General features: G+C 41.7%; 22 protein-coding genes. 11 read left to right on the top strand and 11 right to left on the bottom strand.

Features of this window, described 5'->3' with window-relative positions:
* Positions 1-2: 2 nt before the first annotated feature.
* From clpP to CJ305_RS02875, 7 genes are all read right to left on the bottom strand, one after another.
* Positions 3-677, bottom strand: coding sequence for an ATP-dependent Clp endopeptidase proteolytic subunit ClpP (gene clpP, locus CJ305_RS02905; RefSeq protein WP_099644720.1), 675 nt, complete (start codon positions 675-677; stop codon positions 3-5).
* A 147-nt stretch (positions 678-824) separates the two neighbouring features.
* Positions 825-2,147, bottom strand: coding sequence for a trigger factor (gene tig, locus CJ305_RS02900; RefSeq protein WP_099644719.1), 1,323 nt, complete (start codon positions 2,145-2,147; stop codon positions 825-827).
* A 95-nt stretch (positions 2,148-2,242) separates the two neighbouring features.
* The gene (locus CJ305_RS02895) at positions 2,243-2,584 is read right to left on the bottom strand and encodes a phage holin family protein (protein WP_099644718.1); all 342 of its coding nucleotides are present in this window, start codon (positions 2,582-2,584) and stop codon (positions 2,243-2,245) included.
* 109 nt (positions 2,585-2,693) lie between these two features.
* Positions 2,694-4,253, bottom strand: a complete 1,560-nt coding sequence (locus CJ305_RS02890) for an SGNH/GDSL hydrolase family protein (RefSeq protein WP_099644717.1) — start codon at positions 4,251-4,253, stop codon at positions 2,694-2,696.
* An 18-nt stretch (positions 4,254-4,271) separates the two neighbouring features.
* Positions 4,272-5,507, bottom strand: coding sequence for an OmpP1/FadL family transporter (locus CJ305_RS02885; RefSeq protein ID WP_099644716.1), 1,236 nt, complete (start codon positions 5,505-5,507; stop codon positions 4,272-4,274).
* Between the two features lie 249 nt (positions 5,508-5,756).
* Positions 5,757-6,533: an alpha/beta fold hydrolase gene (locus tag CJ305_RS02880; protein WP_099644715.1), complete on the bottom strand. Its 777-nt coding sequence runs from the start codon at positions 6,531-6,533 to the stop codon at positions 5,757-5,759.
* Complete coding sequence (locus CJ305_RS02875; RefSeq protein WP_099644714.1) at positions 6,533-7,246, bottom strand: pyridoxine 5'-phosphate synthase; 714 nt, start codon at positions 7,244-7,246, stop codon at positions 6,533-6,535. Before CJ305_RS02875 ends, CJ305_RS02880 begins: the two co-directional genes overlap by 1 nt.
* Positions 7,247-7,333: 87 nt before the next feature.
* Between CJ305_RS02875 and CJ305_RS02870 the strand changes: the two genes are divergently transcribed.
* The 8 genes from CJ305_RS02870 (at position 7,334) to murI (ending at position 15,445) form a co-directional block, all read left to right on the top strand.
* Complete coding sequence (locus CJ305_RS02870; RefSeq protein WP_099644713.1) at positions 7,334-7,996, top strand: CBS domain-containing protein; 663 nt, start codon at positions 7,334-7,336, stop codon at positions 7,994-7,996.
* 12 nt (positions 7,997-8,008) lie between these two features.
* A complete protein-coding gene (locus CJ305_RS02865; protein ID WP_099644712.1) occupies positions 8,009-8,893 on the top strand; it encodes an NAD kinase in 885 nt (294 codons plus the stop codon).
* Between the two features lie 96 nt (positions 8,894-8,989).
* Positions 8,990-9,682, top strand: coding sequence for a type IX secretion system protein PorG (gene porG, locus CJ305_RS02860; protein WP_099644711.1), 693 nt, complete (start codon positions 8,990-8,992; stop codon positions 9,680-9,682).
* Between the two features lie 10 nt (positions 9,683-9,692).
* A complete protein-coding gene (locus CJ305_RS02855; protein WP_099644710.1) occupies positions 9,693-10,433 on the top strand; it encodes an isoprenyl transferase in 741 nt (246 codons plus the stop codon).
* 28 nt (positions 10,434-10,461) lie between these two features.
* Positions 10,462-13,023: an outer membrane protein assembly factor BamA gene (gene bamA, locus CJ305_RS02850; protein WP_223248785.1), complete on the top strand. Its 2,562-nt coding sequence runs from the start codon at positions 10,462-10,464 to the stop codon at positions 13,021-13,023.
* 34 nt (positions 13,024-13,057) lie between these two features.
* Entirely contained in the window at positions 13,058-14,002 is a 945-nt protein-coding gene (locus CJ305_RS02845) for an OmpH/Skp family outer membrane protein (protein WP_099644708.1), read from the top strand.
* A 71-nt stretch (positions 14,003-14,073) separates the two neighbouring features.
* A complete protein-coding gene (locus CJ305_RS02840) occupies positions 14,074-14,586 on the top strand; it encodes an OmpH/Skp family outer membrane protein (protein WP_099644707.1) in 513 nt (170 codons plus the stop codon).
* Positions 14,587-14,656: 70 nt separating this feature from the next.
* Positions 14,657-15,445: a glutamate racemase gene (gene murI, locus CJ305_RS02835; protein WP_099644706.1), complete on the top strand. Its 789-nt coding sequence runs from the start codon at positions 14,657-14,659 to the stop codon at positions 15,443-15,445.
* Here the strand turns inward: murI and CJ305_RS02830 are convergent.
* Positions 15,442-16,440, bottom strand: a complete 999-nt coding sequence (locus CJ305_RS02830) for a PorP/SprF family type IX secretion system membrane protein (protein ID WP_099644705.1) — start codon at positions 16,438-16,440, stop codon at positions 15,442-15,444. The genes murI and CJ305_RS02830 overlap by 4 nt on opposite strands.
* Before the next feature lie 140 nt (positions 16,441-16,580).
* Here CJ305_RS02830 and CJ305_RS02825 point away from each other — a divergent pair, with 140 nt between their 5' ends.
* From CJ305_RS02825 to CJ305_RS02815, 3 genes are all read left to right on the top strand, one after another.
* Positions 16,581-17,483 carry a NifU family protein gene (locus tag CJ305_RS02825; RefSeq protein WP_099644704.1) on the top strand — a complete coding sequence of 301 codons (903 nt, stop codon included), beginning with the start codon at positions 16,581-16,583 and terminating at the stop codon, positions 17,481-17,483.
* Positions 17,484-17,569: 86 nt separating this feature from the next.
* The gene (locus tag CJ305_RS02820) at positions 17,570-17,770 is read left to right on the top strand and encodes a dodecin family protein (RefSeq protein WP_099644703.1); all 201 of its coding nucleotides are present in this window, start codon (positions 17,570-17,572) and stop codon (positions 17,768-17,770) included.
* Between the two features lie 285 nt (positions 17,771-18,055).
* Positions 18,056-18,913, top strand: a complete 858-nt coding sequence (locus tag CJ305_RS02815; RefSeq protein WP_099644702.1) for a mechanosensitive ion channel family protein — start codon at positions 18,056-18,058, stop codon at positions 18,911-18,913.
* A gap of 3 nt (positions 18,914-18,916) precedes the next feature.
* On the opposite strand, the gene tsaB is transcribed toward CJ305_RS02815, so the two are convergent.
* From tsaB to CJ305_RS02800, 3 genes are read right to left on the bottom strand one after another with little or no spacing between them, the layout of a single operon-like run.
* Positions 18,917-19,588 (bottom strand): tRNA (adenosine(37)-N6)-threonylcarbamoyltransferase complex dimerization subunit type 1 TsaB, encoded by a 672-nt coding sequence (gene tsaB, locus CJ305_RS02810; protein WP_099644701.1) that lies wholly within the window; start codon positions 19,586-19,588, stop codon positions 18,917-18,919.
* A gap of 3 nt (positions 19,589-19,591) precedes the next feature.
* On the bottom strand, positions 19,592-20,857 hold the full coding sequence (locus tag CJ305_RS02805; protein ID WP_099644700.1) for an efflux RND transporter periplasmic adaptor subunit: 1,266 nt from the start codon (positions 20,855-20,857) through the stop codon (positions 19,592-19,594).
* Positions 20,858-20,888: 31 nt separating this feature from the next.
* On the bottom strand, positions 20,889-22,331 hold the full coding sequence (locus tag CJ305_RS02800) for a TolC family protein (RefSeq protein WP_099644699.1): 1,443 nt from the start codon (positions 22,329-22,331) through the stop codon (positions 20,889-20,891).
* Positions 22,332-22,383 lie beyond the last annotated feature (52 nt).

Raw genomic sequence — 22,383 nt, 5'->3', positions numbered from 1 at the left:
TTTTATTCTCTTGCGAGTATTTCATCAATCATACCGTACTCAAGCGCCTTATCGGCTTTCATCCAGTAATCGCGGTCACTGTCTTCATAAACCTTCTCATAAGGCTGCCCGGAGTGCTTTGAAATGATTTTGTACAACTCCTCTTTTAAGGTAATGATCTCGCGGGCTGTAATCTCAATATCACTTGCCTGACCCTGAGCTCCGCCTAACGGCTGGTGAATCATCACGCGTGAGTGCGTAAGACCGCTACGCTTACCTTTGGCACCCGCACATAATAGCACTGCTCCCATAGAAGCCGCCATACCGGTACAGATCGTAGCAACATCAGGCTTTATAAACTGCATAGTGTCGTAAATACCTAACCCGGCATATACACTACCACCCGGTGAGTTGATGTAAATCTGAATATCTTTAGAAGCATCGGTACTTTCTAAAAACAGTAACTGTGCCTGGACAATATTTGCTACCTGATCGTTAATCCCGGTTCCCAGGAAAATGATACGATCCATCATTAATCGCGAGAATACGTCCATTGCAACAGCATTCATCTGACGCTCCTCAATAATATTTGGAGTAAGCCCCACAGGATACATACTACTCATAATTTTATCATAGTATGTACTGCTAACACCCTGATCTTTTATAGCATATTTTTTAAATTCTTCTGCGTAATTCATAGTGATTTTTTAAAAGTTCTGAGAACTGAATTCTCAAAAATTGATCTCATTAAAAAAGGTGCTGACACACCTTTAGATTTGTAAGCAAAAAGGCGTTTCAACTCAAAGTTAAAACGCCTTAAAGATACTATATAATTTAGAGAATTACTAGTTGTAAACTTCTTTGACAAACTCATCAAAGGTTACTTCCTTCTCTTTTAACTTAACGTTTTCTTTAAAGAAATCAAGCAATTTTTTATTCATCAACTGCTCAGAAAGACGACGCACTTCATCCTGATTGCTCAAAATGCGCGCAGCAATACCTTCTAACTCTTCGTCTGCCGGATTTGCCTGACCGTATTGAGCCATTTGAGCCTTGATCATATCTTTAGCGTAGGCTTTGATTTCTTCGAAAGTAATCTGCAGGTTGTTATCAGCTATGATTTTACCTTCGATTAGCTGGTAACGCAGTCCTTTTTCAGAACGCTCATACTCTTCAGCTGCTTCTTCAAAAGTCAATTCCTTCTCTCCGCTTTGCTGAATCCATTTCCTCAGGAACTCTGCAGGTAAATCAAATTTGGTGTTCTCAATTAACTTTTCAGTCACATCATTTAACAACTGCTGATCGCTCTGTTGTTGAAATTGAGCCTCTCCCTCTTCTTTGATTTTTTCGCGAAGCTCAGTAACCGAAGTCACAACACCTTTACCATATAATTTATCAAAAAGCTCCTGATCTAAATCTGCAGGCTCTCTGTGATTTACCTCAGCGATGGTGAAAGACACTTCCAAATTTTGCTCTTTAGCCTCCTCTTCAGAAAGCCCAAGGTAAGCACGGTAATCACCTGCCTCAGCAAATAAACCTTTAGTAGTAACTGTGATTACATCACCCACTTTAGCACCCATAAAGGCTGAAGTGTTTGCCTTTCCTTTTAGTTTATCTACCTCAAAAGTGGTTTTTTTATCAAGATCAGCTTCTTCATTTACAAAAGTACCACTCACTTCATCGCCTGCTTCAACTTCCTGCTTGCTGGTAATTTTACCGTATTGTTTCTGAATGGTCTTGATCTGATTGTCAAGCATTTTATCATCAACAACTATTTTGTAGCTGGTGATCGCTTCTTTAGGCTGAAGATCTACTTCAAATTTTGGAGACAATCCCAACTCGAACTCAAAGGTATAGTTATCCTCATCCCAGTTAAGACCATCCTGACCTTTAGGAAGCGGGTTACCTAAAACATCCAGTTTTTCTTCAGTCAGGTATTTTTGAAGGTTATCCTGAAGCAATTTGTTTACTTCATCAACCTTTACCGCTTTACCGTACTGCTTTTGCACAAGGCCCATAGGCACGTGTCCCTTTCTAAAACCGGGAATGTTTGCAGATTTACGGTAATCCTTCAGTACCTTTTGCACTTTCTCGCTGTAGTCATCTTTAGCAATATCTACTTTGAGTACTGCATTGAGCTCATCAATATTCTCTCGTGTAATATTCATCTTCTAGTGGAATTTTCCTATAAAATTTGGAGTGCAAAAGTACATCTTTTTTAGACGCCTGCAAAGTTTATAACCACTTAGCATTCAGCTTACTTCTATTCTTCTTTAATTAGGGCGAAAAGCACCGATTGAAAGAGTGATAGCAACAAGCTAAAAATCAATGCCCACCAAATTCCATCTACAACAAAACCGCTTACAAAATACCCCGCCAGCAAAATGATAATTGCATTTATAAAAAGTAGAAATAAGCCAAATGTAATAATCGTTATAGGCAAGGTGAGGATTATAAGTATAGGCTTTACAATAAGCCGAAGCAACGCAATCACTACAGCCACAACTAGAGCGGTTAAGAAAGATGTGACGCTAACGCCGGGCAACAAATAGCCCAAAACGATTACCGCAATAGCGGTAAGCAATAGTTTTATCAGTGTTTTCATGAGATTTGATTTTTACCCGACGGGATTAGATGTCCCGTTATAATTTCTTTAAAAATAAAAAAACGCCGTCAGTAGCTGACGGCGTTGTATCATAAAACCTACTTAAATATTAATTAGCCTGACTAACAGTAATAGTAGGGTAATCACCAATATTTACTTTAGGAACCGTAGAACCATACGTTGAGTTGATCGCATCAATCGCAAGGTTTGCCAAATACGCATAACCACGAGGCGTAGGATGTACACCGTCTAGCGAAAACGCACCACCCATAGCAAACGTAGACGTTAAGGTACCGGCATCATAGGAGATTCCACCGTTAGCCAACTGCTGCAGGGTTGCACGGGCATCTACCAGCGCAAGACCATTAGCTTGAGCAACGCCTGAAATCGTAGCGTTGTACGCTGTCTGGGCATTAGCTATGGCGGTAAGCTCTGCCGTATCCAAAGCATCTTTATCATCAATGCCGTTAACAGCGGCCAAAACCAGACCTGCTTCCTGCGGTGTTGGAGTTCCTCCCACCTGCAGTTTTCCCAGAACCTGAAGCACTTCAGGAGTTAATGCAACTGAACCGTAACCCTGAGTTCTTAGAGCTCCCTGGTTAATCGTCAACAAAAGCAATTCATTTGCAGTCATCTGACGGAAACCAAGCGGATTGGTTTGCGTAACCGGTACATCAATGATAAATCGGTTAGGACCTGCATTAAAAGTGATTGCATATTGTGCACCTAATGCCTGAGCCTGAGCTGCAGGAACTCCTTGCTGAATCGCACCCTGAATAAAAATACCACTCACAGCTCTGAAAAATCCGGTAAGACTTGCAGCCTGCTCGGCGGTAAGCACTAACGCATTATTAGGCACCGTGGTAAAAAACGGAATGGAAGTAACATCAGGAATGTTAAACAAAACCCCACCTGAAGCTGAAGCACTTAGCGCGTTCACTTCCTGACTATAAACTCCGGCAAACACATTAGGATCTGTAATATCATTTGGCCCGTAAGATGCAGGGTTTACATTTCCGGTTTGATCTACTCCTACACCACCACTGGTAGCATAGCTCAAAATGTCGTTGTTACCTATCCAAAGTGAGAAAAAGCTGGGACTTTGAGCAGCCGCATCTTCAATAATCGTCGCGTTAGCACTGCTGGCAAAACGCACAAAATAAGGGTTTGCAGCACCTGCAGCCACACCGGCAATATTTCCATATCCCGGAGCAACCAGATGGAAACTCTTTGCTCCCGGCACACCCATATTATTGAACGGTCCGCTTAAAATATTCCCAATTTCAGTAGTTGGCGTTCCGCTTAATCGCGTAGGCGCAGGGTTACCCTGAGCATCTACCGCAAGCACAAAACGGTTCTGAGTGATTTGGGTACCATTTGCCAAAAGCCCACCAAGATTGTCATCTACCAAGGGCTGAGTAAACTCACCGCCGCCTACCAGGGCAAACTGCCCGGCCAAAATGTTTGGAAAACTGTTTTCCTGTCCTGTGATATACAATGCGCCATCTGCGTAACCCGAAGTCAACGAGTTTCCTACTGCAACGTAGTTTGAGAAATCTGCTGAGCCACTGGTATACACTCCTCCATCTTCGATTGGATTTTCGAGCTCCGCCTCACAGGCAGCCAGAAAAACGGAAGACAGAGCCAATATTTTTATATAATTCTTCATAATGCTATAGCTTCTTTTTTACAATTTATAGGTAACTCCGATACCCGGAATAAAGGCACTTGATTTATAGGTCCCACCGAAAGAAGAACCGTCGTCCACGTAATCGTATGATTCATTGATTTCTTTAAATCTCACATATAAGAATGAGGCATCAATAGCAAAACTGCTTGAAATATCAAATGACAAACCTGCAGTAAAACCATTAGCATCGTTACGCGGTGTTTCAGGCGCAAAATAGCCCGACTTAATAGGAGTCTGATCGTAGTAATACCCCGCTCTCAAAGTAAATTTATCACTTGGAGCGTAAGCTACACCAAACTTGTAAATTGAAGAGTTGTTGTAGTTTCTTGGGTTGATTGATTCCCTTCCGTTACCGAAAATAATATCTAAATCTTCGTAAACATCCCAGAACGTTCGGGTGAAATCAAAGTTAAACACCCACTTATCACAGTCGTAAGAAAGACCTACTGTAAGCTCAGCCGGCAAAGGAAGCGATGCCTCAAAACTGGTATCACCATTTGACGGTGTAAGCGGTGAGTCAGGGAAATTTGCAAACGTAGCCGTTCCTTCTGTAGATTCTAAGATTATTTCAGAGCGGTAATGGGCTCCTATTCTAAAACTATCTGTTACGTTAAACAAGGCTCCCAGAGACCAACCCCAGTTGGTAACTCCGCTATCGTCTACTGTAATATTGGAACGATTTCCATCAAGATCAGTAAGTGTACGGTTTGCATTACGGTTAAAATTCACATTACCCGTAACGAAAATAGGACCGCCACCTATGCTCATAACATCATTAATCTTAAATGAAAGCAAAGGCTGAACGAATATCGCCGCCAATTCAATGTTATTTACCAGATGAGATCCCGCCCAGTCTGTTGGCCATTCTACCGTACTTCCGTAAGGAGTGTAAACGGCAAGACCTGCACTCATCCATTCGGTAACCGCATAAGAACCATACAGGTAAAATGGTGTACCCATAGGGCTATCGGTCTTCGCATACTGACCGGTGCTTTCGTTTTGCCAGGCAACACTGGAGAACACCCCAAAACCTCCGGCAGAAACATTCAGTTTATTTTCCAGGTAAACCAATCCGGCCGGGTTAAAAAAGGCAAGCTCGGCTGTATTCACATACGCCACCCCGGTGTGCCCCATTGCAAGAGCCCGCTGACCCTGAAGTCCCACCCGGTAACCTCCCGCAAACGTTGTAGCAGAAGCCAGGAGAAATAAGGATGCTAGTAAAATTTTTCTCATGATAAGGATTAAAATATTGATGATTAAGAGTGAAATGAAATGCACAAACAAACTTAATTGCTATGTATGCATAGTAAATTTCTGAAACAATGTTATAAAATTTTCCTGAGTTCTTAGAATAATTGAACGATTTTTATGAATACTATAATGAGAACAGGATGTTAAATCCTTTTAGGCGGCTCTAAGCGCTTTAAACGCTCTAAATATTCCAGACTTTTTCTTAATAAACTAAGTTTTTAATAAGAGCAACTAGTCTTTATCCAAAAAACGCATCACTTCAGCGTAAAAATCTTCCGGATTTTCGGCATGAAGCCAGTGACCGGCATCTTTTATTCCTATTATTTTCGAATTGGGGAAGTGCGCCTCAATTAAGGCCTTATCTTCTGAAGTAATATAATCTGATTTCAAACCATTTAAAAAGAGTACTTCACCCTCATATACCGTTTGAGTTGGAAGCGCCTGCCCAATAGCCTCCACTTCACGTGTTAACACCGGAAGATTTACACGAAGCGCCAGTGTTTTATCTTTTTGCCAGAAGAGGTTTTTTAGTAAAAACTGACGAGTGCCCCAATCTTTGATGTGTGAACTGAGGAACTCATCTGCATCCCCCCTTGATTTACGGGCAGAATCACTTTCTGACAGCGCCTTCAACCCATCTAAAATTTGCTGATGATGCGGCGGATAGTATTTGGGCCCAATATCAGCAATAATTAATTTATCAAGAAGCTCAGGAAATTGCATCGCAAAAAACATCGCCGTTTTACCTCCCATAGAATGTCCCATCAAAATAATATCGCTCAGATCATGCTCTTCACAATATTCCTTTAAATCCTGCGCCAGCACATCATAATTAAAAACCTCACTGTGAAAGCTACGCCCGTGATTGCGCTGATCTACCAGATGAACTTCGTAACCGGCATCAGCAAATTGATTGGCCATCGTTTTCCAGTTATCCCCCATCCCTAAAAATCCGTGGAGGATAACAAAGGCTTTTCCTTCACCTGTGATACTGCTGTGCAAACTCATTAAGATAGCGCTTTTAAGTAGGATTGAATTGTCTTTTCAAGGCCCATGTAGAGTGCTTCGGCAATAAGCGCGTGACCTATAGAAACTTCTAGCAATCCGGGAATACTGTCTGCAAAAAACTTAATGTTTTCAAGCGAAAGATCGTGCCCTGCGTTCAGGCCCAAATTCAAATCCTGCGCCAGTAAAGCGGCCTCAACGTAAGGCTTCACCGCATTTGGGTGACCCTCTTTAAAGCCTACCGCAAAAGCTTCGGTATATAACTCAATTCGATCTGTTCCGGTTTCTTTAGCTCCCTCTACCATTTCAGGCACAGGATCAACAAATATGGACGTTCGTATTCCATTTGATTTAAACTCTGCGATAACTTCCTGCAAAAATGACCGGTGCGCGATGGTATCCCATCCCGCATTTGAGGTAATGGCATCTACGGCATCAGGGACCAGTGTAACCTGAGCGGGCTTCACTTCAAGAACCAGATTGATGAATTTCTCAACCGGATTTCCTTCGATATTCAATTCGGTTTTGACCACCTTTTTAAGATCTCGCGCATCCTGATAACGAATGTGCCGCTCATCGGGACGGGGGTGAATAGTAATTCCCTGTGCACCAAAAGATTCTATATCTAAAGAGGTCTTAACCAGATCTGGCACATTACCCCCTCGCGCATTGCGCAAGGTTGCGATCTTATTAACATTTACGCTTAATTTAGTCATTTCAATAATTGTAACTTTGTGTGCAAAAATACAAAGTAACAGGGCGTTGCCCCTTACTTTTTTGATTAAATTGCTATATCAGCAGCTATGGAAATAACCGATTATATATTAAAAGACATTGATCCGCTTGAAGAAAAGCGTCAGGTAGGTGATGCGCAGGAATTATTCTCGCAGACTACCTATTCTCACATTCCTATTACCCGTGAAGAAGTTTACGTGGGATGCCTTAATGAGAACGACGTACATTGCCTGGAAGCTACAGAGCAAATTGCAGATCACGCGCATATGTACGAAGTCTTTTTTGTGACAACCGAAACCAATTGGCTTAATGTGGTAGAAATCTTCGCGCAAAACAGCACCAATTTAATGCCGGTGCTTGATGCCGAAAGCGCGACTTATCTGGGCTATTATGAGCTGGCGGATGTTATGACCTATTTCAACAACACGCCTTTTCTCAACGAAACCGGAAGCATTATTGTGATAGAGCATGGTTTGCACGACTACAGTTTTAGCGAAGTAAGCCAGATTGTAGAATCAAATGACGGAAAAATTTTAGGTGCCTTTATTTCCCGCATCGCTAATGATGTCGCTCAGATATCCATTAAAATAGGAGCCGATACCAGCTTCAACACCATATTGCAGGCCTTTAGAAGATATGGCTACACCATTGTGTCGCAGCATCAGGAAGACGCATTTGTCAAAGAATTGAGAGAGCGCTCTGAATATCTCGAAAAATACCTGAACATCTAGCAACTATCCTTTATGAAAGTAGGTATCTACGGTCAATTCTATCACGAAGGTTCTGGCAAATATGTGCAGCAGCTTCTGGACCTTCTCGATCAGAAAGGTGTTGAAGTCATTATTGAAGAGCATTTTTTGAAGCTTATTCACGACAACGAAGATATTGACAAGACTTACTCGCATTTTAGCACCTTTGAAGAACTTGACAACTCGTATGACTTATTTTTTAGCATAGGCGGCGATGGAACCATCCTTCAAACCATAACCTATGTACGCGATCTCAATATCCCCATCGTAGGCATCAATACAGGTAGACTGGGTTTTCTGGCCACGGTAAGTAAAGAAAAGCTGGTTTCCTCAGTTGAAGAAATTCTAAAAAATAATTACAGCATTACCGAAAGGTCATTGATAAGCATTAAGTCTTCATCTCCCAATGCTACGCTTGAAGAGCTCAATTTTGCGCTCAATGAGATTACCGTAAGCCGCAAGAACTCTACTTCTATGATTTCGGTAGAGACTTCGCTAAATGGGGAACACCTCACCAATTACTGGGCAGACGGCCTTATTATTTCTACTCCCACAGGCTCTACAGGGTACAGCCTGAGTTGCGGAGGCCCGGTTATTATGCCCAAAACCTCCAGTTTTATTATTACGCCCATCGCTCCGCATAACCTCAACGCAAGACCTATTGTGGTACCAGACTCTACGGTAATAAAACTGAAAGTAAGTGGTCGTGAATCAGATCATTTGGTTTCCTTAGATTCACGCATCGCTACTTTGCCTGTAGAAACTGAAATGACACTCACCAAAGCCCCATTCAACATCAAGCTTGTTTTGCTTGAAGAGGACACGTTTTTAACCACGCTCCGCAAAAAACTACTTTGGGGCGAAGACAAGCGCAACTAAACAATAAATCAGCATACTTCCTGTTTATGAGGAAGAACCAGATCGCATGATGCGACACGAGACATTATTGTTATATTTGCAAACTTTTTAAAATCGATGAGGTATTTTACAGTTCTTATTTTAATGCTGCTTTTCTGGGTTAACGGCGCTGGTCAAACCTACGAAATAGGGCTCTATGCCGGGGGTAGCAACTTTATAGGAGATGTGGGTAAAACCAATTACATCGATCCGAATGCCCTGGTGCTTGGGGGAATTGCCAAATGGAACCGCAGTCCCAGACACGCCTTCAGAGCTACTCTATTATACGCTAACCTGCAGGCTTCCGATTTAAAAAGTGATGATTTACGCAGACAAAATCGGGGTTATCAATTTAGTAAATCTCTAATTGAAGGCTCGCTGGGTGTAGAATATACCTTCTGGGATTTTGACATGCACGCCAGTTTTAACAGACCTGCAAGCCCCTACCTGTACACTGGTCTTACCGGTTTTTACCATGATTCTTTTGCACTTGATGCGGTTGAAAATGATTTGGTAAAAACAGATCGCGAGCTTGACGTCGCGATCCCAATGGTTCTGGGCTTTAAGGCTCAGGTAAGCAGTAGTTTCGTTTTGGCGATTGAAGTGGGTGCCCGGTATACCTTTGCCGATAATCTGGACGGAAGTTTTCCGGGTGATGAGGCGTATGGAGGTGTTAGTTTTGGCAACATCAATAATAATGACTGGTATATGTTTTCAGGATTGACAATAACTTATACCTTTGGCAGGCAACCATGCTATTGCGGTTTTTAAAACAATTTAGATGGAATTTTTAGACCAGATTAACCTTGAAACATTGCCCGCCCATATCGCTGTGATTATGGACGGCAACGGGCGATGGGCGAAAAATCAAGGATTATTGCGGGTTAAAGGACATAAAAAAGGAACTAAAGCCGTGCGCGAGACTATCGAAGCTTGTGCTGAGCTAGGCGTACCTTATGTGACCCTCTATGCCTTTTCTACCGAAAACTGGAACCGCCCCAAGCTTGAAGTTGACACCCTGATGAATCTTTTAGTGTCTTCGCTTAAAAAAGAGATTAAAACACTACAGGATAACGACATCTCCCTGTCAGCCATTGGAAGTCTGAACAGCCTGCCGGCAAAAGCTCAGAACGAGCTTAACGAAGTTATTGAAAAAACAAAGACTAACAAGCGTTTAAAGCTTACCCTGGCCTTAAGTTACGGAGCACGGGAAGAGCTTATAAAAACTGTTCAGGAAATCAGTCAAAAAGTTAAAAAAAACTTAATTTCGCCACATTCAATAAACGAGTCAGTCATTAAAGAGCATTTGTACACGCACGATTTGCCTGACGTAGACTTACTTATACGCACCAGCGGTGAGCAACGTATAAGTAATTTTTTATTATGGCAAATAGCCTACGCCGAGCTCTATTTTACGCCGGTTTTGTGGCCCGATTTTACAAAAGAACATCTGTACGAAGCAATTTATAACTATCAGAAAAGAGAACGACGATTTGGAAAGACGAGTGAGCAAATTAATTAAACAGATGCCTGTTAAACAGCGCCTTTTAATGTCCCTATTAGTAAGCTGTTTTACGTTTACCTCCCTTTTTGCACAGCAGGATTTACCCGTTTCAAACGGTAAACAGTATACCATCGGTGAGATATCGGTTGTAGGTGCAAAACAATACAACGAGCAAACCGTAATTGCATTTACCCGCCTGAGACCCGGCGAGCAGGTTTACCTTCCCGGTGACCGCATTAGTAATGTGATTAAAAAGCTTTGGGATCTTGACCTGTTTAGCGATATCAATCTCTACGCCACCATCAATGGTGATGTTGTTGATCTGAAATTTGAAATCGAAGAGGTGCCTGAACTTAACAAGGTTACCATAACTGGTATTAAGGAGAAAAAGACCAAAGACATTATTAAAGACAATGATCTTAAAAAAGGTACCAAGGTAACTGAAAACCTGATTACCAAGACCAAATATTATATCGAAAACAAATACAAGAAAGAGGGATACCTAAATTCTAAGGTGACCATTATCACAAGACCCGCAAATGATACTCTGGCAGGTCAAAAGGTTGATATGCTTGTAAATGTTGAATTGAGCGACCGCGTTAAAATCGAAGAAATTGAGTTTATTGGTAATGATGAACTATCTGATTCGAAACTTCGGAAGCAGATGAAAAATACCAAGCAGAAAAATCTCATTCGCTTTTGGAAACGTTCAAAATACATCGCAGAAAACTATGCCGAGGATAAGGTTTCTGTAATTGACAAATACAAGGAGAAAGGTTTTAGGGATGCCCGAATCGTTTCTGACACCCTTATTAAAAGCGGAGAAGATTTAATTACTCTAAAACTTACCGTTGAAGAAGGAGACAAGTATTACATAGGTGACATAGATTTCTTAGGAAACACCGTGTATTCAGACCGCGAACTCGCCAGGCAACTGGGTCTTGAAAAAGGAGATGTTTACAACGGCGTCTTACTAAAGGAACGTATTTCTAAGGACGGAGACCCTAATGCAGACGACCTCTCTAATCTTTACAAAAACAGTGGTTATTTATTTTCATCTATAAATCCGGTTGAAACCAACGTAGAAAACGATACCATAGATTTTGAAATACGTATAACTGAAGGTAAACTGGCTTATTTTGATCGCATCACCATAACCGGTAACGACAAGACCAAAGACCGGGTAATTTACCGTAACCTGCGTACCCGCCCGGGGCAGCGTTACAGCCAGGCAGCTGTATTACAAACCACCCGTGAATTGGGGCAAACCGGCTTCTTTGATCCGGAACAGCTTAATCCGCAGTTTTTGAATGCCAATCCGTATGACGGTACTATTGATATCAACTATGCCCTCGTAGAGCAGGGTGCCAGCCAGATTGAACTTCAGGGAGGTTACGGTGGCGGTGGCTTCGTAGGAACTTTGGGGCTGTCGTTTAACAACTTCTCCATCCAAAACCTGTTTAATAAGGAAGCCTACAAACCGCTTCCTATGGGCGATGGACAAAAATTTAGTCTTCGTGCTCAGGCCAGTACCTTTTATCAAACCTACAGTGCTTCACTCGTTGAACCATGGTTGGGAGGTAAAAAGCCGGTGCAGTTACAGTTAAGTTTTTCACATAGTGTACAGTACCGTTTTGATTTTAGCGGTGGTGGCCGGGCAAGACCTGATAAAGATCAACGGTTTTTGATCACCGGTGGTTCAATCGGGTTGGCTAAACGTCTTGAAGTTCCTGATAACTTTTTTACCATATCGCATGCGATCAGTTTCCAGCATTTTGATTTAAAAAATTACAATGTAGGTCTGTTTACCTTTGGTAACGGTTCTTCTGAAAACCTCGCCTACACCATCGGTATTTCACGTAACGAAACAGACATCAACCCTATTTTCCCAAGATCTGGGTCTAAATTCAATTTAACGGCTAAGCTTGCCCCTCCCTACTCCTTATGGAATGGCACCGATTACAAACAGCTTGCCGATGACAGAGCCGCTGCACTTGCTGCAGGAGACCGACAGGCGGTAGCTGAGATTGACCAGGAACGTTTTAACTGGCTAGAGTATTATAAAATCAAGTTTGAGGGTCAGTGGTTTACTTCATTAATAGGTAAACTGGTTTTGAGCAGTAAAACAGAGTTTGGTTTCTTAGGCGCGTACAATAACGACCGCGGTATACCGCCTTTTGACCGCTTCTTCCTGGGAGGTGATGGTTTAGGAGGTTTTGCGTTAGACGGGCGTGAAGTAATTCGATTAAGAGGATATCCTAACCAATCAGTACTTCCACAAGATCGTTCAGAGAATCCTGATTTGGATCCTAATGATGGTGCTACCATCTACAACAAGTTTGAGTTTGAACTGCGTTACCCTATTACCTTAAAACCTTCCGCATCTATTTATGCGTTAGTATTTGCAGAAGCCGGTTCTTCATTTGACAATTTTAGAGACTATAATCCGTTCTTAGTGAACCGTTCTGCTGGTGCAGGTATTCGTATATTTATGCCGGCCTTTGGTTTGCTGGGTATCGATTTTGGATATGGATTTGATCCTATTCCCGGTACCGTGGGTGGTCCTAACGGATGGGAGACACACTTCATTATAGGCCAGCAATTTTAATTTTGGCACGATATTTTCTAAAGTAGTAGTATCTATGAGAACACACGTTTTTATTTTCAGTCTGATCCTGGTTATGCTGGGCACAGAATCTAAAGCACAACGGAGTATTCGCATAGGTTACGTGGATATGAATTACATTTTAGAAAATGTACCGGAATATCAGGAAGCTCAGACCCAACTCGACAAACGCGTTGCCGAGTGGAAGAGCGAGATTGAAAAGCGAAACAACGAAGTTGAGCAAATGAAGCAGGCTCTTGAAAACGAACGGGTGTTACTCACTCAGGAACTTATCAAAGAGCGAGAAGATGAGATTCGCTTTATGCAAAATGAAATATTGGAATATCAGCAAAAGCGTTTTGGACCTGAAGGAGATTTAATGAAACAACGTAGCGTTCTCATAGAGCCCATACAGGATCAGGTATTTAATGCGGTTCAGGAGATAGGCAATGCCAGACAATATGACTTTGTACTTGATAAATCGTCAGACCTAGTTATGCTGTATGCTGATAAGCGTCACGATGTAAGCGATCAGATTTTATTGAGCATCAAACGCTCTTCAAAACGCAATCAGGTACAATCACGTTCTGATAAAGAAGATTTAGAGCGCAGTGAGTCGCTGAGTGTTGAAGAAGTACGTGAACGGGAATCACGCGAGGCAGCCGCCGAAGCTAAACAAACCGAACGCGAGCAGCTCATCGAAGCACGCAGAGCCTCAAGAGATTCGTTACAGAACGCAAAACGGGAAGAATTTGAGCGTCGCAGACGAGAAATTCTTGAAGAGCGTCAGCGTCGTAAAGATTCTATTGAAGCGGCACGATCTGGAGGAAATACCTCAGGAAATCCACCAGGTTTACCGGGAGAAACTCCACCGGGCACGTTATCACCCGAGCAGCGCAGACAACAAATTTTAGAAGAGCGCCAGCGTAGAAGAGACAGTATTTTAGAGAGTAGAAAAAAGAAAAAAGATTCAATAAATTAAAAAGTTACTCCGGTCACGAGTTTAAAAGGGCAATTACATTTTAAATAATTATAACACTTAATATCAGAAAAATGAAACACGTTAAAACCCTAGTTGTAGCCTTAGCCCTAATTTTAGGAACGACAGGATTTATGCAAGCTCAAGATTCAAAAGTTGCTCACATCGCGACTCAAGAGTTGCTTACCTCTATGCCCGAATACAAAAAGGCACAGGCCGACTTAGAAAAATTACAAAACTCATACGACGCAGAGATGAACAGTATGGCAGAGGAGCTTAAGAAAACTATGACACGTTACGGTAATGAAGCTCCAAACCAAACTGACGAAACGAATTTACAGCGTCAGGCTGAAGTAGAGCAAACCCGCAACAAGATTATGGAATACCGTCAGAATGCCTTGAGAGATCTTCAAAAGAAAGAAGGTGAAGCATTACAACCTATAATCGAAAAAGCACGTACGGCCATTCAAAAAGTAGCTCGTGCAAAAGGTTTCAAGTATGTACTTGACAGCACTACCGGAACCGGTTTAATTCTTGCTGATGGTTACGACCTTATGCCAGATGTGAAAAAAGAATTAGGCATCTAATCTCTTTAAAAATAATTTAAATTCACTGCCCTTTTGAGCAATCGAAAGGGCAGTTTTTTATTTTTGGGCCATGCGTAAACAACCCATAGGATTTTTTGACAGCGGCGTAGGAGGCACTTCGATTTGGAAAGAAGTGATCAACCTTCTTCCTAATGAAAGCAGTATTTATCTGGCAGATAGCCGTAATGCGCCTTATGGCGAAAAATCAGCTGATGAAATTCGGGCGCTTTCTGTAAAAAATACCGAAAAATTACTGGAACTGGATTGCAAACTCATTGTTGTAGCCTGCAATACGGCAACAACGAACGCCATAGATTATCTAAGATCGAATTTTAAAGTACCTTTTATAGGTATAGAACCTGCCATTAAACCTGCAGCGCTTTCTTCCAAAAGTAAATCCATAGGCATTTTAGCAACCAAAGGCACTTTGAGTAGCGCTCTTTTTGCAAGAACGTCAAGTCTATATGCGAGCGAATTAAACGTGATTGAAATCATTGGCAAAGGATTGGTCGAACGCATTGAAAACGGACTAATCAACACGCCCGAAACGCGCGAACTACTCCAATCCTATCTTGATCCTATGATTGCGGAAAAAATTGACTACCTCGTGTTGGGTTGTAGCCATTACCCCTATTTGATTCCTCTTCTAAAAGAAATGCTTCCGGTTGATGTGCAAATCATTGATAGCGGTCGTGCCGTAGCCGTTCAAACCAAAAAGATTTTAGAGTTAAATTCTTTGATTAATACTTCCGCAGAACAGGGAAGTCACAGGTTCTATACCAACGCCTCGGTAGACACACTTGCCAACTTAATCAGCGATGTTGATTTTACTAAAGAAGTAGAATTTCTTGACTTTTAGTTAATCGCCGGGCAGTTGCACTCATAAGGCTCCCGTCGCTCCCCAAAATCATATCCCAGGGTGATCTGGTGAAAACCGTTGCTCAGCACAATATCATTTTGCTGATACGTATAGGTATAGCCCACTAAAAAGCGATTGTAGGTCACTCCCACAAAGGGCGTAAGGTATTGCGAACGCTGGCTCGTAACGCTTCCATCTCCATTTAAATATTGGGCTCCATCCAGATTGCGTCGATAGGAGAGGCCACCCCATAATTTACCCCAGTCAAATTTGCGGTATACTTTTCCATTAACATCAATGCTCACCTCCTGAGTTTCATCTGTTGCCTGAAACATCAAAGAAGGCTCATAACTCCACGGACTGTTGTATTTCCCGAATACATAACCCACAGAGGCCAAATAACGACGTTGGTTTGTTGATTCTAATTGAGGTGTGAACATGGCGCGCTCGCGTGGCAAAACATTCTTTACCGTAGCGTGCGCATAGAAATCCAAGAAGTAATACGACATCCCGATGTCTACATTGAAGTAGTTGTCGGTTTGGCTTCCGCCGGAAATAATCGGGTCAAAGTCAGTCAAATCAAAGGCGCTTTCATCAAGCGTGTTTTGCATAACACCCACATTTACACCAAAAGAAAGCTGATTGAGATCTACATAATTACGCGAAAGCAGCAAATGATAGGCAAAAGTCGCGAAAACACCACGCTGCGAGAAATTTCCATTTTCATCAGAGAATAAAATGGCACCAAGACCTACTTTCTCTCCTACCCGACCATTAACCGAAGCTGTGTACAAATTTGGAGCATCCTCCACATCAAACCATTGCTGTCTTCCTGTAAGACGTATTTGATTAGCGTTTGCCGCTCCTGCCATTGAAGGGTGCAGCAGATACAGATTCTCAGTAAGATAGTCCCAATATACCGGGATACCTTCCTGTGCCCGGCTCGATAAGCCCCATAAAAGCAATAAACTGAAGAGTATTTTTTTAGTCAACATGAAGCTTATGAAAATGCCGTTAGTCTTATTTTAAGGCTAACGCTGTAAATCTAAATAAATTATGACTGCTACGCGAGTTAGGCTCCCAAAAAAATACGCATCCCGGCTAAATTGGCTAAATTTGCAGCAAAATTTTTACCATGAGCAATTTTGCAATCACAATAGAGCCTACTTCAAATCCTGCAATTAAAAAATTTCAGGCTAATAAATTTTTAGTAGATCATAACAGCTACGAGTTTCATAACATTGATGAAGCTAAAAATTCGCCTTTAGCCCAGCAATTATTCTACCTGCCATTTGTAAAAACGGTATACATCTCCCAGAATTTTATTGCAGTCGAAAAGTTTAGCATTGTAGACTGGATTGATGTACAGGATGAGCTTGCGGGTCAGCTAGAAAACTTTTTGAATGACAATGGGGTTGTGATCATTGAAGATGCTTCTTCTAAAAAAATTCCGGTTACGGTTTATGCCGAAAGTACTCCTAACCCTGCCGTACTAAAATTTGTAACTAACAAAAAGATCGTTACCGAAACACTCGAGTTTAAAAATATTGACGAAGCTAAAAACGCTCCTTTAGCGCTTCAACTTTTTCACTTTCCGTTTGTGAAAGAAGTCTTTATGGATTCGAACTACGTCAGTATCCAAAAGTTTGAGGTTGCCGAATGGGATTCGGTTTTCCAGGAAGTTCGCGAGTTTATCAAAAACTGGATTGAAGACGGAAAGGAAATCATTTCTGAAAATTTCAAGAAAACCCCACAGGCGGTTGAAGCTCAAAAAGAACAGGAATTTGAAAATCTGGATGATACGTCAAAAGAAATTGCAAACATCATCGAAGAATACGTAAAGCCGGCTGTAGCCAGTGACGGTGGTAATATCATGTTTAAGCATTACGATCCCGAAACGAAGAATGTACAGGTCGTATTACAGGGTGCCTGCAGTGGTTGCCCGTCTTCTACCTTTACCCTTAAAAACGGAATTGAAACAATGCTTAAGGAGATGTTGCAGGGTCGCATAAATAGCGTTGAAGCTATAAATGGCTAGGTAGATTAACAAATCCTTAATGCTAAAGTGCCCGAATTATCGTAAATTGAGAAATCAACAAAAATTAATAACCAAAATAGATAATTATGGCAGTTTTAAAAGTTATAGAGGTAATGGCGAGTTCTAACAAAAGTTGGGAACAGGCCACTGCAAACGCAGTTAAGGAAGCTTCAAAGACAATAAAAAATATTCGCTCAGTTTATGTACGTGAGCAGAGTGCAGTTGTTACCGGAGATACCGTTTCTGAGTTTAGAGTAAATGTTAAGATTACCTTCGAAGTAAAATAAAGACGGCTTCTTAAAAAATAAAAACCCGCAGTAAAGACTGCGGGTTTTTTTATTGGTTTCGCCTAAAGATATAATTCGCCGTTCTGATAGCTATCGGGATGCCTCGCAATCCAAACTTTGTTTCTTCTCAATAGCTGCGGCTTGCCTTGAGATTATTTACTATTAATAAATACCTATTATTTTCAGTAAACTAACACAAAGACAAGGCCCTAGAATTAACGTAATTTAAACAGCGGTATTTTTTATTTCTGCGGTGTATCTCAGACCTTTGTAAAAAAATAATATATGCAATTTGACATCAACCAAGTAGAAGATTATGCCAATAAATTTGGCGAAAAAATTATAGACTTTTTACCAAGTCTAATTGGGGCCATTCTAACCCTGATTATTGGATTCTGGATTATAAGAGTCATCAACAAACTGGTCAAAAAATTCTTTGCGAAAAAAGACTACGACCTCACTTTGGAGAAATTTATCGCAGATCTTATTAACTGGACTTTAAAAATCCTCTTATTTGTACTGGTTATAACTCAACTAGGCGTAGAATCGGCCTCTCTGGTAGCTGTGATTGGTGCTGCCGGTTTAGCAATTGGTTTAGCATTACAAGGTTCGCTGGCCAATTTTGCCGGGGGTGTCCTCATTCTTTTATTGAGACCTTTTAAGGTAGGTGACTGGATTTCTGCTCAGGGCGTTGACGGTTCGGTTAAGGAAATTTCCATCTTCAACACCCGCCTAATCACCTTCGGAAATCAGGAAGCTGTCATCCCAAACGGAAAGCTTTCTAATGACAACATCATCAATTACACTTCGCAAGGCATAAGACGTAACGCGCAAACCTGGGGAATTTCGTATGACAGCGATATCAAACTGGCTAAAGAAATTCTGTTGAAACTCGTGAATGAGCAGGAAACCGTGTTGCACGATCCGCATCCAGAACCTATGATTGTAGTTACCGAATTAGCAGACAGTTCTGTAAACCTTTCGCTACGCTTCTGGGCAACTAACGATGATTACTGGGCATTGCACTGGTATGTGCTTGAAGAAGGTAAACGCAGACTTGAAGAGCAGGGCATTGTGATTCCATTCCCACAGCGCGATGTTCACGTTTTTAACGAAAGCGGCGCAAGCTTTAGCGGTAAATAAGTATCACTTCTTTTTTGAAGTAACGTAAAAGTCTTTTAGATAAAAAGGCTCGAAATAAGCGACATCTTCGGTGTCGCTTATTTTATGTTTGGCAGCAGCCAAAGTGACCATTTCCCGTGCGGACGGCAAAGCAACATCATTAAACTGAGCATTGGGATGTTTTATCAGATCTTTCAGCTTTGCTGCACCATTACCTACGAAAACTACCTTACCCGAATCGAGATACTTCAGAAAAGAATCTTCCGCTACAATCTGAGCCTCAATACCCCGCAACTCATTAAATTCTGAGTTGAAAATCGCACTATAGACTTCCATACGACGCGCATCAAGCACCGGAATAATATAGTCGCAGGGATCATTAACCTGCATCGCCAAAGCCTTCAGTGTGTTTGTAGCAATCAAAGGCACACTCAGTGCATAGCAAAGGCCTTTAGCAGCACTAACGCCTATGCGTAAACCGGTATACGATCCCGGACCTTTACTTACCGCAACCGCATCGATTTCCGATTTTGAAATATTGGCTTCCCTGAGCACTTCTGCAATATAGATGTGCAGACGCTCGGCGTGTGAATAATTAAGCCCCATATCTTCTTTAAAGGACAGAATCACATCATCTTTAGCCAGAGCTACAGAGCAATTAGTTGTTGTAGTTTCTATACACAGGAGTATTGCCATAATTTAGTCTTCTTCTGAAGGCCCAAATTTAGCATCTTTTTTAACCTCTACCAGATCTCCGTCTTTAAGTAATTTGGTAACCGTGTTATAAGGCCCGGTAATAACCGTCTCCCCGGTTTCAAGACCTGAAGTAATAACTATATCAGAATCATCCTGAATACCGGTAGTAATACGTTTTAAAACAGCCTTATCCCCGTCTTTTACAAATACCGCCTCATACTGATTCTCGCCAAAAGCCACGTTGATTTGGGTTGTATCACTTTTAATAACCACCGCGCTAATGGGTACAGCAATCGCATTTTTCACACTTTTGGTAATGATATCAACGGTTGCTGTCATTCCGGGTCTAAAAGGCGAATATCTTTCGGGCTGGCCTTCCAGTAAATCTGCATACGATTCTTCCAGAATACGCACTTTTACTTTGAAATTGGTAACCTGATCTGCAGTCAAGTTGCTTTCCGCAGAATTAGCGATTTCGGTTACTTCACCCTTAAAAATTTTCTTCAGATACGCATCAACTTCCACTCGCGTAGAATCGCCGATATTTATTTTGACAATGTCGTTTTCATTTACATCAACCTCAACCTCCATATTGCCCAGGTCTGCAACCCGCATAATTTCGGTACCGGCCATTTGCTGGGTACCTACTACGCGCTCGCCTAACTCGACATCGAGACGTGAAATGGTACCGCTTATAGGCGCATAAATGGTGGTGCGCGATAAGTTATCGCGGGACTGATTTACGTTAGCCGCCGCGCTTTGTACGCTATAGTAAGCTGATTTTACATTAGCCTGTGCCACCTCATAATCAGAAACCGACTGATCCCAAGCAGATTTTGAAATCACCCCTTTCTCGAAAAGCGTTTTGTTACGCTCATAATTTGCTTTTGCATTTTTTAAAGTAGCTTCAGCCTGAGACAGGTTTGCACGTATGTTTTGTAAGGAAGCCTGCGCCTGAGTTAATGCAGACTGAATCAAATCTGGATTGATACGCACAAGCAAATCTCCTTTCTCTACCTGTTGTCCTTCAACAACAGGAAGCTCGATAATTTCACCTGAAACTTCCGAAGAAATTTTAACCTCCACTTCAGGCTGAATCTTTCCGGTGGCCGCAACGGTTTCCACCACATCTTCAAGCACAATCTCCTGCACCTCAACGGGCTTAAAATTCCCCGATTTGCCGAAAAGTCCCGCCTTTTTGGCCCCAATGAGTCCCAAAATAAGAACAACTATAGCAGCAAGAATAATAATTAAGGTCTTCTTTTTCATCGTTTAATTACTAAAATAAATAGTTTCAGATTTAAAACTTCAATTGATCTACGGGCACTCCAAAATAAAGTTCTAACACTTTTAATTTAAAAATATAATCGTACTTAGCCCGATTGAGATCTATTTGAGTATTGTCGTATCGTTGTTTGGCCTGACTAAAGTCAAATGCGTTGATCAAACCTACATCGTAGCGATCTTTCGCATAAGAATAAGCCAGCTCCTGAGATTCTACCGCAGCTTCTGCAGCCTGAAAGGTTTTTAAGGCACCCTGAGCATCCAGATAAGCCTGATAGACGTTTGATTCCAGATCAAGCTGTGCCTGTTCTAAATTGATTGCCGCACGCTCTGCCGCAATTTTACTTCGCTGAATAGAATTGCGTGTTTGAAAGCCGTTGAGGATAGGTATATTTAATGATAAACCATAACCGATACCGTCATTTTGGTACAATTGGTCAATAAAAGGATCTGGACGTACAATACTACTTATAAAATTAGGGCTTTGACCTATAACCGGTTGTCCTGTACCCTGAACAAATCCTATCTGCTCTTCAGTAAATGGATTGTCCTGGTCTATGCTTTGAGAAAATGAAGTGGCATCTGTATAACGGGTATCATAACCAAAAAATGCCGAGATCGTAGGATACTGAGCTCCTTTTGCAATTTGCACGTCTTTCTCTGCGATATCCAGATTGTTTTCAGCTATTTTAATCTCGTAACGCTCCTCTTTAGCAGACTGCGTAATTTGCTCCGGACTAAGAGCTAAAATTTCTTCCCCATAGATATTAAAATCTCCTTCAGCAATATCGAAATTTCTATAATCCCGAATCAAAAGCGTCTGGGCAAGGCTAATCAGTGAAATTTGAACAGCATTTTCTGCAGCCGCTATATTTTGCAATTCGGTAGCATTTTGTGCCTGTACTTCAAGCAAGTCACCGCGTGGCGAAACACCTCCATCTACAAGTTCTTTAGTCTGGTCAATCTGACGACGGGTTACTTCATTCTGAGACTGTAAAACTTTTAGATTTTCTTTATTGAGAATAACCTGAAGATATCCGTTTGCCACAATCAGAGCGATGTCATCTTCCAGCTTTTCCAGATTGTATTGCGCTGCGAGAGCCGTAAACTTGGCACGTTGCACCTGTCTGAAATTTCGCAGACCGTCAAACAGCGTATATCCTACATTGAGTCTACCGGTAGCTGAGAGAAACGTAGTAGTCTGAGCATTGTTGGTTACCGGGTTAAAACTCAAACCGGTATTTTCTGAAACGCTGGCACTACCATTAAGGCTGGGTAAAAAATTCCCGACGGCATCAAGCTTATCAAGGCCGGCCGCATCCCGATCCAGTTCTGCCTGGCGTATTTGAATGTTTTCGTCAAGTGCACGCTGTATACACTCCTGCAGGGTCCACTTCTGCTGAGCGAAGCCAGACAATCCGGTAAAAACCAAAAGAAAAATGACTGAAATATTCTTCATAATTGAAATTCTGTTTGATAAGTAGTTGTTTTATCAGAAACGTTACATCTGA

This window comes from Leeuwenhoekiella nanhaiensis (assembly GCF_002744755.1).
Lineage (GTDB): Bacteria > Bacteroidota > Bacteroidia > Flavobacteriales > Flavobacteriaceae > Leeuwenhoekiella > Leeuwenhoekiella nanhaiensis.
This window is presented reverse-complemented; position numbering and strand designations above follow the sequence as displayed.